This window comes from Azospirillum tabaci (assembly GCF_014596085.1).
GTDB classification, from domain to species: Bacteria; Pseudomonadota; Alphaproteobacteria; order Azospirillales; family Azospirillaceae; genus Azospirillum; species Azospirillum tabaci.
Genome location: NZ_JACCJY010000003.1, coordinates 118,242 through 130,388, shown reverse-complemented (window position 1 = coordinate 130,388; position 12,147 = coordinate 118,242). Strand labels below are relative to the sequence as shown.

The following is a 12,147-nucleotide window of genomic DNA, read 5'->3' as shown; positions in this document are numbered from 1 at the left end:
TCAACTCTCCAGGGCGATGTAGCTTTGAATGAGGTCGCGGTCCGTCGCCCTCGGTGCGAGCGACAAGTAACGCTGGAAGGCTTCCGCCGACGGTCCCCGTTCCCCCTGCTGGCGCAGGACGAGGCCGAAACCGCGCCAGGCTTCGGGCGGGGCGTCCGGGGCGGCGAGGGACCGTTCGTACCAGCCCCGCGCACGGCCCAAGTCCCCGTTCTCGGCGCGGAGACGGTGGACCTCGCCGTAGAAATGCATGATGTCCGCATCGGGCGGGATGTCGGAACAGAGCTGATCGAGCAGAACCAGCGTCCGCGGGAACTGACGCATCCGCAATTCATCCTCGAACAACGTCCGGCGCAGGCCCCGCAAGGTTTTGCGGTAAGGTTCGGCCCCTTCGGTCTGCCCCGGCTGAGCCAAGCCGGACGCCTTCGCTTTCAGGATCGCCTGCCGCTCCTCCGGCTCCGGATGCGACGCGAAGAAGACGTTGCGCTCGGCCTCCTCCGCCATCGCCTTCTTCTCGGCGACCAGCTGTTCCCAGACGCGGGCGGCTTCTCCCGGCGCGTAGCCGGCCTTCGCCATGAGCTGGATGCCGATGTCGTCGGCCTCCCGCTCCTGGTCGCGGGAGTAGGAGAATATGCTGGCGAGCAAAGCCATCTGGGTCAGGCTTCCCACCGCGGGAATGCCGGCCAGGGCCAGACCGAGGCTCAGGAACGCCCCGAAATCCGCCTTGGCCCGCGCGTCGCGCCATTTCTGCAACGAATGCTTCCGCAGGTAATGCCCGATTTCGTGACCCAGAATGGCGGCCAGCTGCGCCTCGTTGCGGGTGCGCAGAAGAAGGCCGGAATAGACCTGCATCATCCCGTTCGGCGCCATCGATGCGTTGAACACCGGCGTGCGCACGACATAGACCCGGATGTCGGCGCAGTGATCCGCGGTCATGCGGCACACGATGTCGCGCAGATAGGCGTTCACGGCCTCATCGCGCACCAGGGCGCGGGACCGCTTCAGTTCGCTCTCCGTCCGGTCCATCACCTGCCAGAGGCCACCCTTGTCCGTCGCGGCGGACGGCCGGTAACCGGGTGCGGTGTTGCCATCCCCCGTCCCGGTGGTCGTACAACCGGTCAGCGCCAAGGCCGAACAGCAGCCGCAGCCCGCAAGAAAACTCCGGCGGTGCATTGTATGGCGATGCATGGCGGTCACTTCGGGAAGTCCGCCAGCAGCACCTTGGCGGTTTCGCGCGCCGGTTCCACCGTGCGCAGGTCGCCGGCGCCCCGCATCAGCCGGTTGAACCAGACGATGTCACCGGTTTCGAGATCGACCAGCGACGCGAAGCCGACCTGTGTGCCGCCCTGCACCCCGACGCCCAAAACCGCCGCCGCGACCATCAAGGCGACCCGGCCACCGCTCGCGTAACTGTCACGCACCCAGACGAACAGCGCATAATCGGCACCGGTCGCCTCTTTCAACGTCCTTGCGGTGGTTCCAAGAGTCCAGTCGAACTTGCCGCGCTTGGTCGGCAGTTTCTTGACGTCGAAGAAGTGGTGGATCATGGCCGACGTGCCGACCTTTTCATGCAGCCTCTGCAGCTGATGCAGGGTGTCCACGACTTCCGGATTGGCCTTGCTGTCGTCGAAAGCGGCGATGCTCAGCCCCAAATCGGCCTGTTGCTCGTCGAAAGCCACGGCCAGATGACGGCGCGCCGCCTCGGTCCATTCAGCCTTCGGTTCTTTCATTCCGGCGGCCGACAGCTCGCTGAGCTCAACATCCAGAGGCATCAGCACAATCCGGGTGCTGTTGCCCGGGCGCTTGATCGTCTCGACATGCTTTACGCTGGATTGGCAGGCGGACAGCAGAACCACCGACAGAAGAACAGCGAGAACTCTACCGAACACGGAAAGCGCGGGAAACGATCGACCGTACACGCCAAAGCTCCATCATACTGGGATATTCACATCAATCGGGTTACCTCCTGCAGTTCTATGTATCATTAGGGGCAAAATCAACAGATACCGCCACCTGTGGTCACTGCTTGCATGTCCGGATGGGCAGGGCACGATGGATGCGCCTTGCCCCTGTCCAACGGCGTCCCGCGTCCCCACTCTCCATGCTAGAGTCTGTCCCCGCGACGCCGACACGGCCAAAACAAGGTTAGAGAAAAGCCCCATGGACAAAGGCACGCCCAAGGCCATCCGCCTGCAGGACTACCGCCCGCCCGCGCACCTGATCGACACGGTCGATCTGTTCTTCGACCTCGGCGAGGAGGTGACCACGGTCCGCGCGCAGCTCGGGCTGCGACGCAACCCGGTGCGCGACGATGCGGCAACCCAGCCGCTGACGCTGGACGGGCAGCGGCTGGAACTGGTGTCCGTGGCGCTGAACGGGCAGCCACTGGGCGACGCCGATTACACCGTCACGCCGGACCATCTGACCGTCCACAGCGTGCCGGAGACCTTCACGCTGGAAACCGTCGTCCGCATCAAGCCGCAGGAGAACACCGCGCTGGAGGGGCTCTACAAGTCCTCCGGCAACTTCTGCACCCAGTGCGAGGCGGAGGGATTCCGCAAGATCACCTATTTCGCCGACCGGCCCGACGTGATGGCCCGCTACACCACCACGATCACCGCGGACAAGGCGCGCTACCCGGTGCTGCTGTCCAACGGCAATCTCATCGAGTCCGGCGACCTGCCCGACGGGCGCCACCGCGCGGTGTGGGAAGACCCCTTCCCCAAGCCCTGCTACCTGTTCGCCCTGGTCGCGGGCACGCTGGTGCACCAGGAGGACCGCTTCCGCACCGCGTCCGGCCGCGACGTGACCCTGCGCATCTATGTCGAGCCGGGGAACGAGGACAAAGTCGACCACGCCATGCGCTCGCTCATCAAGTCGATGCGCTGGGACGAGGAGGTGTTCGGGCTGGAATACGACCTCGACATCTTCAACATCGTCGCGGTCGGCGACTTCAACATGGGGGCGATGGAGAACAAGTCCCTCAACGTCTTCAACACCAAATACATCCTGGCGAAGCCGGAGACCGCCACCGACCAGGACTTTCTGGGCATCGAGGCCGTGGTGGCGCACGAGTATTTCCACAACTGGACCGGCAACCGCGTCACCTGCCGCGACTGGTTCCAGCTGTCGCTGAAGGAGGGGCTGACCGTCTTCCGCGACCAGGAATTCTCCAGCGACATGAACTCGCGGGCGGTCAAGCGCATCGCCGACGTGCAGCGCCTGCGCACCGTGCAGTTCCCGGAGGATTCGGGCGCCATGGCGCACCCGGTGCGCCCGGACAGCTATGTGGAGATCAACAACTTCTACACCCCCACCGTCTACGACAAGGGGTCGGAAGTCATCCGCATGTACCACACGCTGCTGGGGCCGCAGGGCTTCCGCAAGGGCATGGACCTCTATTTCCAGCGCCACGACGGACAGGCGGTCACCTGCGACGACTTCGCCGCGGCGATGTCCGACGCCACCGGCGTGGACCTGACCCAATTCAAGCTCTGGTACCGCCAAGCCGGCACGCCGGAGCTGGACGTGAGCGGCGCCTATGACGACGCGTCGAAGACCTACCGGCTGACCGTCAGGCAGACCGTGCCGCCCACCCCCGGCCAGCCGGTGAAGGAACCGATGCACATCCCGCTGGTCATGGGCCTGCTCGGTCCGGACGGGGCGGACCTGCCGCTGCGCCTGACCGGCGAGACGGAGCCGGCCGGTACCAGCCGCACCCTGCACATCACCGAGACCGAGCAGACCTTCACGTTCGTCGACGTGCCGGCCCGCCCGGTGCCGTCGCTGCTGCGCGGTTTCTCCGCCCCGGTGAAGCTGCGGGCCGACCTGACCGACGGCGACCTGACCTTCCTGATGGCCAACGACAGCGATGCCTTCAACCGCTGGGAGGCCGGGCAGACGCTGGCGACCCGGCTGCTGCTCTCCCTCGTCGCCGACCGACAGGCCGGGCGGGAACTGGCGCTGCCCCAGAGCTTCATCAACGCGGTGGCTGCGGTCCTGAAGGATGCCGACCAGGACCCGGCCTTCGCCGCGCAGGCCCTGGTGCTGCCGACCGAGAGCTACCTCGGCACGCAGATGGAGGTGATCGACCCCGATGCCATCCACACCGTGCGCGAGTTCGCCCGCCGCCGGCTGGCCGAGGCGCTGCGGCCGGGCTGGCTGGACACCCACCGCCGCAACGCGGGGAACGAGCCCTTCTCGGTGGACGCCGCGGCCATCGGACGGCGGGCGCTGAAGAATCTGTGCCTCGCCTACCTGATGGCGCTTGAGGACGAGGAGGCGCTCGACCTCTGCCTCGGCCAGTATCGCGGCGCCCAGGCGATGACCGACGTGATGGCGGCGCTCCAGTTCCTCAGCAATTCCGACGCGCCCGAGCGGGACGAGGTTATCGCCGGCTTCTACGAGCGCTGGAAGGGCGAGGCGCTGGTCGTGGACAAGTGGTTCGGCGTGCAGGCGACCTCGCACCGGCCCGACACGCTGGAGCGGGTGACCGAACTGCTCGCCCACCCCGCCTTCGAAATCCGCAACCCCAACAAGGTCTACGCGCTGATCGGCGGTTTCGCGGGCGGCAACCCGGTGCGATTCCACGACACCAGTGGAGCGGGCTATCGCTTCCTGGCGGATCAGGTCCTTCGCCTGGACCCCATGAACCCGCAGGTGGCGGCCCGCATGGTCGGTCCCTTCTCGCGCCTGCGCCGCTACGACGCGCCGCGCCGTGCCCTGATGAAGGCCGAGTTGGAGCGCATCGTCGCCACGCCCGGCCTGTCGCCGGACGTCTTCGAGGTGGCGAGCAAGAGCCTGGAGGCGGCGGGCTGACCCAGAACGGGCGGGCCAAAATGGAAAGGGCCGGAGGGTTTCCCCTCCGGCCCGTCCGTACCCCCGCGCCGAAACGCGGGCGTCTTTACTTCTGCTCACCCAGGAAGGCGATCAGATCGTCGACCTTGCCAGCGTCCTTGATGCCCGCGAAGGCCATCGTGCCGCCCGGAACGACTTCCTTCGGGGCGGTGATGTAGGCCTTCAGGTTGTCCGGGGTCCAGACCAGCCCGCCGGCGGCCTTCTCCTGCATCGGCTTGGAATACTTGAAACCGTCGATCGAGGCGGCCGGGCGGCCGACAACGCCGAACAGCGACGGACCGACCTTGTTCTTGCCCTGCTCGGCGGTGTGGCAGGCCATGCACTGCTTGAAGACGTCCTTACCGGCGGCGGCGTCAGCGGCCTGCGCGGCGCCCGCGCCCATGGCAATGCCGGCGATCAGGGCGGCGCCCAGGATATGCTTGTTCATTGGTCAGATTCCCCCTTCCGGATGAAGCCGGCGTTCTGATGCCGGCAGGTTCGGGCGCAGCATACACATTCTGTGGTTAAGGCCAACCCCCCAACGTGTCGCGCCCGCAGCACAAACACCAAATACGGGTTATTTCATCCATGCGAGAAGAAGAACAAGAACAGCCACCACGGCCAGCGCCGCCCAGGGCACATAGAAGCCGCCCCGCCCCCGGGCGGCGGGAAGCGGGATCGGGATTTCAGGGGCGGGGGGCGCCACGGCGGGCGTCACCGGTTGCGGAGCGGCCGCGCTCATCGCAGCGGGCTGCGCGACCGTCTCCACGACCGGATCGGCGAGCGGATCGGCGACCGGGTCAGGCTGCGGCCCGCCGACCACCGCCGTGAAGCGGTTGAAGAAATCGTCGGCCATCTTGCGCGCCGTGGCGTCCACCAGACGCGAACCGATCTGCGCCAGCTTGCCGCCGACCGTGGCGTGGGCGGTGTAGGACAGGACCGTGGCCGTCTCGCCGTCCGGTTCCAGCGAGACCTTGGCGCCGCCCTTGCCGAAGCCGGCGGCCCCGCCGGAGCCTTCCCCGGTGATGGTGTAGCCGTTGGGCGGGTCGAGGTCCGACAGGGTCACCTTGCCGGAGAACTTGGCGCTGACCGGCCCCACCTTGGCGACCACCTTCGCGGTGAATTCCGTGTCGGAGGTTTTCTGCACCTCCTCGCAGCCGGGAATGCACTGGCGCAGGATGTCCGGATCGTTCAACGCCGCCCAAACCTTGTCCCGCGGGGCCGTGATGCGCTGGCTGCCGCTCATGTCCATGACGTGGTCCTCCCCTGCCTTTTTACAGCCAAGCCATAGCCGGACGATACGGCAAGGCCGCAACCGGCGACAGTCCCCCTTTCAGCCAGGAAGGAACGGTTCAGCGCGGCGCTGGCGGCACGCAGTTCTGGACGATCGGCGTGCAGGCGGACAGCGAGGCGTTGCCCGGGTAGGACACCTGCTCCACGACCCCGCCCGGCCCCAGGACGAAGGTGGCCTCGCACATGCCGGGGGAGGAGGAACCGATCGGGAGGCCGAATCCCAGCCCGACGCCGACGCCGCTGGAACCGCCCCCGCCAAAGCCGCCGACGCCGATGCTGCTGCCGCCCAACGGGCTGATCGCCACGCCGGGGTCGGAGACGTAGGTGTAGTATTCCCGCCCGCCGGCCTGGGCCTGCCGCGCCGGAACCCCGGCGCAGGCGAGCAGCCGCTCCTTCGGCATGCCAACGAGTTCGGTCTGGGCACGCTGGGCGATCTGCGGGTCCGGCCCCGTGGCGCAGGACGCCAGGAGCGCCCCGGCCAGCCCCAAAAGCGCTGCCGTCCCGACCTGCCGAACCGTCATGACCATCCCCCTCCGATGCAGCATCGCACGACTGGCACAACCCCGCGCGCCGCTTGCGGTTCCCGGAGAAAGCCGGCTACCTAAACCGGAGCGTGCTCCACGCGCCCCCTCTCACGGGGCAAAAGGCGGGTTTCGGATGCGACGGCGCCGCCGTATGACGCTTTGACGGTTGATGGAACGGAGGATCATGGTATGACTGACGAGGGTTTGGTTTCGACTAGCGACGGTTCTGCGATGACCACGGTCTACCTTGCGCTCGGCAGCAATCTGGGCCACCGCGCCGCCAATCTGGCGACGGCGCAGCGCCGGCTCTCTCCGCAGGTCCGGGTTACGCTGGCCTCGCCCGTCTACGAGACCGCCCCGATGTACGTGACCGACCAACCGTCCTTCCTGAACATGGTGCTGCGCGCGCAGACGGCGCTCGGCCCGTGGGAGCTTCTGCGCCATGTCAAGAACATCGAGGCGGAGATGGGCCGAGACCTGGAAGGCGGCCTTCGCTTCGGGCCGCGTCCCATCGACATCGACATTCTGCTCTACGGCGAACTGGTGATGTACGCGCCGGAACTGGAGATCCCCCATCCCCGCATCGCGGAGCGCGCTTTCGTCCTGGCCCCGCTGGCCGACATCGCGGGCGGCCTTCAGCACCCGGCCATCGCGCGCAGCTTCGATGATCTTCTGGCCGCCGTACCGGGGCGCGACACGGTGATCCGCACCGGCACGGAGCTTCCGGTGGCGGTCTGACGCAGTCGACGGACTGACGTTGTCGACGGTCTGGCGTTATCGATGGTCTGACCTTGCCGAATGGGCGGGCGCCTGCGCTATAGTGGGCACGGCGCAGCGACGAGAGGCGGCCGCCCCGGACGGGGCATCGACCAGGGCCGCCGCCCGCCAGGAGATGTCTTTTTTGGCCAACGATCCCGTTTCCCGACACACCGGCTCCGGTTCCCACGGCGCAGCGGCGACCTACACCATCCTGCTGCGCGATTTTACCGCCACCGTGTCGCTCGCCGGGCGCTCCGGACGCCACACCGTCCGCATCAGTCTGGAGTTGAAGGTCAGCCATCCCGGTCTCGGCTTTCCCGACGACATAACCGCGGTCATGTCCTACGAAGACATCGTGGAAGATCTGCGCCGGTTGTGCGCCGAGGAAACGGTGCCCGGCCCCGACTATCTGGCCGACCGCACCGCGGCGTTGTGCATGGCCCAGCCGAAGGTCCGCCACGTGCGCGTCGACGTCGAACTGCCGTCCCTGCTTCCGGACACGGCCGGAGCCGGCGTCACGATCATGCGGAACCGCGACGCGGAGCACTGACTCCACCTCCCTCCACCATCGCGGTAACTCTTTTGCCGATATAGGCATCGGGTCTGTGTTCAGGCATGAACACTCAGCGGCTCCCTACCCTTACGCAAGCCGCGATAGAATATTTCGCGATGCAGCATTGTTGCGAAATACCGTATCTTAAGTACAATAGAAACACGCCGCCTCAAGGCCGGCCGGAATGCACAGGGAGGGTAACATGGACCAATTGACGGCTCCGACCCTGTCGGAAATCCTGGACGAGCCGATCATCGTCGCCCTGATGAATCGGGATGGCATGACCGCCGAGACTCTGCGGAAGCTTCTCGAACAGGTCGGACGCAATTTGCGCGACCGCGAGGAACGGCTGGCCGCCTGAGCGGACGGAATTGGGGTGGCGGGTCCGGACCAGGCGGACCGCCACGGAAGCCAGCCGTCGTTCAGCGGACGGAAACGACGCGGAATGGGCGCTGTTCACCATCATGCTCGGTGATGGAGATGTACTCCCCTTCCACCAGCGTGTGGCGGTCGAAGCGGAAGATCGGTTCGTCGTCGTCGCTGTCGTCGGCGTCGTAATCGAACAGCCATCCCTTGCCCCGATGAATGAGGTGGCCGGTCTGCTCGTCCTCCCCGCGCCAGAAGCGGCGGACCGTGCAGGCGGCCTTCTGGCTCCGCCATTCCTCCAGATCCAGATGGCCGTCCGCAGTCAGCGGGGCGATGAACTCATAGCCATGCTCCGCGCTGCCTTCCGGATGGTCGGCGGTGCGGGCCAGTTCGAGGCGGATTGTCTTCAAGGGCACGGTCTTTCGTCCTTTGCTGGCAGCGGAACAAGACAGCGCGTCACGGAACTCCGACGGTTGGGGGAGCGCGCCGAGCGCGCTCCCCGCCGTCCCCCCGACGCGATCCCGCCAATGCCAACCGAACGGGGGGCCGGTTGTTCCGCGCCTCCCCGTGCCCACCGCGCACCGTCACGGTGCGTGTGGGGCGTTTCCTTCCTGTCGCCGTATCGTTTTGCAGGCTCGCTTTACAGGGCCGGGTGCTGGTGCACGAAGCCGTCCAGGACGGCCGTCAACTGGCGGGCATGAACGGTCTGCCCATGGCTGCGGGCCCGGTCGATGTCCTCGCGGATGATGCGGGCGATCCGGCGGATGCCTTCGGCGTCGTGGGCAAGGCAGCAGCCCAGTTCCACCGCCAGGATTTCCGGCAGATGCTCATGCTCCGCGATGGCGTCGATTTCCTCTTCGGTCAGATCGCTGAGCGCGATGCAATCGTCGATCGTCAACATGGCGCGTTCCCTTCCCGATTGCCGGACCTTACCCGGACCGGAGTCCGGGTGGCCCTTGTGGTCGAAAACCATCGGCGTGGAGGGCGCCCGACATGGCGGCGCCGCGCGTCGGATCGGAGAAGCCCGGCCTTTAACAGAGAGGCCCTTTGATCAATGGGCCATCAGCACGGGCAGGCCGGCGTGATTCAGCACATAGCGGGTCACGCCACCCAGGATCATTTCCCGCATCCGGCTGTGTCCGTAGCCCCCCATCACGAGGAGGTCGGACCCAAGCTCCGTGGCCTTGTTGATGATGACTTGGCCGACGGGTTCCGATCCCGGCTTCAATATGGTTACCTGAACGTTAACGCCGTGCCAAGCGAGATATTGGGCGATGCGACGCCCTGCCGCAGCCTGGGTGTTGGAGGTCTCGGCGGTCAGCACATGGACGGTGTCGGCACCGGTCAGGAAAGGCATCGCCCCGGTCAAAGCACGCACCGATTCGGGGCTGCCGTTCCAGGCGAGCGCCACCGTGCGCCCGATCTCATCCGGCAGGGTGGCCGGCGCCAGCAACAGCGGGCGGGCCGCCCCCAGCAGGGCGCTTTCCACCGTGGCGTAAACCTGGGTGTTTCTGTCCAACGTGGTGTGGGCGAAGACCAGCAGATCGGCCAGCCGCCCTTCGCGCGGCACCACCTCCTCGACGCGGCCCGTCTCCTCCCGCCACCGGGCGGTCGGCGCCTCGACGCCGGTCGGGATGTCGCGCAGTTCGATATCCGCGGCGCGCACAACGTCGTCGAAGGTGCGGCGGGCGGTGTGGAGGTGGGTCTTCGACTCCCCTTCGGCGGCGCGCATGATCTCCTCGACCATCGCGCCGGACATGCCCTCGCCCAGCATGGGCACGGCGTCCCGCGGGTCCAGCGACACGAACAGGGCTTCGACATGGGCATCGAATTCGCGCGCGATCTTCAGCGCGGCGTTCAGCGCCACCGTGTCGCCGTCGAGGCCGGCCAGCGGCACAAGGATCGTCTTGAGTGACATGATCTCCCCCCGGGCCGTTTCCGCCGGCCCATCTTATGGACGGTGCCTGTCGGAACGACGGCTGGATGCACCGTTTCCAGCGCCGCGCCGCCCTTATATTAGACCATGGGGAACCGGCGGCGCCCGTTCCACCTGGAATTACACCAGTCGCTCCAGCACGGCCGCAAGCGTTTCCCCCGCATCCCTGCCAGCATTCGTGCGCACCCACTCAAGCGGGCCCAGATCATAGACAGCCTGCCGCTCGGCCACCTCCGCCGTGGCGTCGGAGGCGTCGCCGCGGCGGGCCACGATGCGGGCGATCCGCGTGTCCAAAGGGGCGTCCAGCCAGATGCCGTCGAATCGCACACCGGCTTCCGCTGCGAGACCGGCCGCGGCGGCCCGTTCCTCCGGACGAGCATGGACGGCGTCCAGCACGACGGCGTGCCCGGCGGCCAGCACGGTCCGCGCCCGCTCCAGAAGCTCGGCATAGACCCGCTCGGTTACCGGCGGCGTGTAGGCGTCCTCCGGAAGCCGCTCCGCCTCCCCGACCCCGAACAGGCGCTTGCGCAACGCGTCGGAGCGCAGGACCACCGCCCCCGGCGACGCGCCCAGAGACGGCGCCAGGGCGCGGGCCAGCCGGGTCTTGCCGCTGCCGGACAGGCCGCCGATGGCGATCAGCCGTGGCGGCGGCGGTTCCAACGCCGCAAGGGCTTGGTCCAGATAGGCCACGGCCTCCCGTTCCGACCTCCGCGCCGCAGCCGCGTCGGGGCGGAACGTCGCCGCGCTGGCGGCGATCTTGGCCCGGATGGCCGCGCGCGCCGACAGGAACAGGGGCAGCGGCGCCAAGGCGCCGTAGTCCTCCGTCACGTCCAGGCTGCGGTTGAGGAATACGTTGCCGAGGGGGCGAAGCCCCCGCCGCTCCAGATCCATCAGCAGAAAGGCGAGGTCGTACGCGACGTCGATGACCGCCAACCGCTCGTCGAACTCGATGCCGTCGAACAGGACCGGCTTTCCGCCCAGCAACACGATGTTCCGCAGATGCAGGTCGCCGTGGCAATGCCGGACGAATCCTGCCCGCCGCCGGTCCTCAAGCAGCGGGCCCAGACACGCCAGCGTGTCCGCCGACCGCCCGGCCAGCCGTTCCACACGCTCCGGCGGAAACAGGGATGGGTTGGCGCGCAGTTCGGCGATGTTGCCTTCAACCACCTCCCGCATCGCCACCGCCCCGCCGCCATCCGGACGCAGTTCCGCGGATTCATGAAAAGCGGTCACGGCGTCGGCCAAGTCGCGAATCAAATCGTCGTCGAGACCGCCCCGTTCCGCCAAGCGGTCCAGCAGGGCGTCCTGCGGAAAGCGGTGCATCACGACCAGCCAGTCCAGCGCCGTGCCGCCCGCCGCACCCTCGCCACCGAAGGCGAGCGAGCCGTCCGCCCTTTGCACCACCGAGTCCAGGCCGAGATAAAGCGACGGCGCGCTTCGCCGGTTCAGGCGCAACTCTTCCACACAGGCCGCGCGCCGCCGCTCGGTCGTCGAATAGTCCAGATAGGGGTAGCGGACCGCACGCTTCAGCTTATAAGCGCGGTCGCCGGCCAGGAAGATCATGGCTGCGTGGGTTTCGACACGCTCCACCGCCGCGCCGCCGTGGCTCGCCGGATCGGCGAGAAAGGCGGCCGCCATCTGCATCGGACCCTGCGTCGGGTCCTGCTTCGGATCGGAAGCGGTGTGCTGCATGGCGAAAGTCTAGCACGCCCCAGCCATCACCGATGAGCCCGGCAAACCGCCTAGGCCCCCGCAAACAGGGGAGCCCTTCCACCATTGACGCGGAGGGCGGGGCGCACGACATCTGGGAGTAGCCCCGTTACGCGCTTGCGCGGGGGTGCGGTGCAACGCGTAATGCCACAACCGCGTCGGGATCGGACGCG

At 67.3% G+C, this 12,147-nt stretch carries 13 protein-coding genes; 4 read left to right on the top strand and 9 right to left on the bottom strand.

Going from position 1 to position 12,147, the window contains the following annotated elements:
• Both H0B54_RS05695 and H0B54_RS05690 read right to left on the bottom strand, forming a co-directional pair.
• Entirely contained in the window at positions 1 to 1,185 is a 1,185-nt protein-coding gene (locus H0B54_RS05695; protein ID WP_188259572.1) for a M48 family metallopeptidase, read from the bottom strand.
• Positions 1,186 to 1,190: 5 nt separating this feature from the next.
• A complete protein-coding gene (locus H0B54_RS05690; protein WP_188259571.1) occupies positions 1,191 to 1,916 on the bottom strand; it encodes a hypothetical protein in 726 nt (241 codons plus the stop codon).
• A 241-nt stretch (positions 1,917 to 2,157) separates the two neighbouring features.
• Between H0B54_RS05690 and pepN the strand changes: the two genes are divergently transcribed.
• On the top strand, positions 2,158 to 4,815 hold the full coding sequence (gene pepN / locus H0B54_RS05685; RefSeq protein ID WP_188259570.1) for an aminopeptidase N: 2,658 nt from the start codon (positions 2,158 to 2,160) through the stop codon (positions 4,813 to 4,815).
• An 85-nt stretch (positions 4,816 to 4,900) separates the two neighbouring features.
• Here the strand turns inward: pepN and H0B54_RS05680 are convergent, their stop codons facing one another.
• The 3 genes from H0B54_RS05680 to H0B54_RS05670 form a co-directional block, all read right to left on the bottom strand.
• On the bottom strand, positions 4,901 to 5,281 hold the full coding sequence (locus H0B54_RS05680; RefSeq protein ID WP_035676169.1) for a c-type cytochrome: 381 nt from the start codon (positions 5,279 to 5,281) through the stop codon (positions 4,901 to 4,903).
• Positions 5,282 to 5,410: 129 nt separating this feature from the next.
• The gene (locus H0B54_RS05675; RefSeq protein ID WP_188259569.1) at positions 5,411 to 6,085 is read right to left on the bottom strand and encodes an SRPBCC family protein; all 675 of its coding nucleotides are present in this window, start codon (positions 6,083 to 6,085) and stop codon (positions 5,411 to 5,413) included.
• Positions 6,086 to 6,185: 100 nt separating this feature from the next.
• Positions 6,186 to 6,647 carry a hypothetical protein gene (locus H0B54_RS05670; protein ID WP_188259568.1) on the bottom strand — a complete coding sequence of 154 codons (462 nt, stop codon included), beginning with the start codon at positions 6,645 to 6,647 and terminating at the stop codon, positions 6,186 to 6,188.
• A gap of 234 nt (positions 6,648 to 6,881) precedes the next feature.
• Here H0B54_RS05670 and folK point away from each other — a divergent pair, with 234 nt between their 5' ends.
• The 3 genes from folK to H0B54_RS05655 all read left to right on the top strand — a co-directional run bounded on the left by folK (position 6,882) and on the right by H0B54_RS05655 (position 8,323).
• The gene (gene folK, locus H0B54_RS05665) at positions 6,882 to 7,388 is read left to right on the top strand and encodes a 2-amino-4-hydroxy-6-hydroxymethyldihydropteridine diphosphokinase (protein WP_094302461.1); all 507 of its coding nucleotides are present in this window, start codon (positions 6,882 to 6,884) and stop codon (positions 7,386 to 7,388) included.
• Between the two features lie 163 nt (positions 7,389 to 7,551).
• On the top strand, positions 7,552 to 7,959 hold the full coding sequence (locus tag H0B54_RS05660; protein WP_246472348.1) for a dihydroneopterin aldolase: 408 nt from the start codon (positions 7,552 to 7,554) through the stop codon (positions 7,957 to 7,959).
• A 205-nt stretch (positions 7,960 to 8,164) separates the two neighbouring features.
• The gene (locus H0B54_RS05655; RefSeq protein ID WP_172428358.1) at positions 8,165 to 8,323 is read left to right on the top strand and encodes a hypothetical protein; all 159 of its coding nucleotides are present in this window, start codon (positions 8,165 to 8,167) and stop codon (positions 8,321 to 8,323) included.
• Positions 8,324 to 8,384: 61 nt separating this feature from the next.
• On the opposite strand, the gene H0B54_RS05650 is transcribed toward H0B54_RS05655, so the two are convergent.
• The 4 genes from H0B54_RS05650 to H0B54_RS05635 form a co-directional block, all read right to left on the bottom strand.
• Positions 8,385 to 8,744, bottom strand: coding sequence for a hypothetical protein (locus H0B54_RS05650; protein WP_094302459.1), 360 nt, complete (start codon positions 8,742 to 8,744; stop codon positions 8,385 to 8,387).
• Between the two features lie 224 nt (positions 8,745 to 8,968).
• Entirely contained in the window at positions 8,969 to 9,229 is a 261-nt protein-coding gene (locus tag H0B54_RS05645; protein ID WP_188259567.1) for a hypothetical protein, read from the bottom strand.
• A 150-nt stretch (positions 9,230 to 9,379) separates the two neighbouring features.
• Entirely contained in the window at positions 9,380 to 10,246 is an 867-nt protein-coding gene (locus H0B54_RS05640) for a universal stress protein (RefSeq protein ID WP_188259566.1), read from the bottom strand.
• Positions 10,247 to 10,384: 138 nt separating this feature from the next.
• The gene (locus H0B54_RS05635) at positions 10,385 to 11,956 is read right to left on the bottom strand and encodes a bifunctional aminoglycoside phosphotransferase/ATP-binding protein (RefSeq protein WP_188259565.1); all 1,572 of its coding nucleotides are present in this window, start codon (positions 11,954 to 11,956) and stop codon (positions 10,385 to 10,387) included.
• Positions 11,957 to 12,147 lie beyond the last annotated feature (191 nt).

Coding starts and splice junctions, on each gene's coding strand:
- H0B54_RS05695 (WP_188259572.1), bottom strand. CDS start 1,185: ATGCATCGCCATACAATGCACCGCCGGAGTTTTCTTGCGGGCTGCGGC.
- pepN (WP_188259570.1), top strand. CDS start 2,158: ATGGACAAAGGCACGCCCAAGGCCATCCGCCTGCAGGACTACCGCCCG.
- H0B54_RS05680 (WP_035676169.1), bottom strand. CDS start 5,281: ATGAACAAGCATATCCTGGGCGCCGCCCTGATCGCCGGCATTGCCATG.
- H0B54_RS05675 (WP_188259569.1), bottom strand. CDS start 6,085: ATGGACATGAGCGGCAGCCAGCGCATCACGGCCCCGCGGGACAAGGTT.
- H0B54_RS05670 (WP_188259568.1), bottom strand. CDS start 6,647: ATGACGGTTCGGCAGGTCGGGACGGCAGCGCTTTTGGGGCTGGCCGGG.
- folK (WP_094302461.1), top strand. CDS start 6,882: ATGACCACGGTCTACCTTGCGCTCGGCAGCAATCTGGGCCACCGCGCC.
- H0B54_RS05655 (WP_172428358.1), top strand. CDS start 8,165: ATGGACCAATTGACGGCTCCGACCCTGTCGGAAATCCTGGACGAGCCG.
- H0B54_RS05645 (WP_188259567.1), bottom strand. CDS start 9,229: ATGTTGACGATCGACGATTGCATCGCGCTCAGCGATCTGACCGAAGAG.
- H0B54_RS05640 (WP_188259566.1), bottom strand. CDS start 10,246: ATGTCACTCAAGACGATCCTTGTGCCGCTGGCCGGCCTCGACGGCGAC.
- H0B54_RS05635 (WP_188259565.1), bottom strand. CDS start 11,956: ATGCAGCACACCGCTTCCGATCCGAAGCAGGACCCGACGCAGGGTCCG.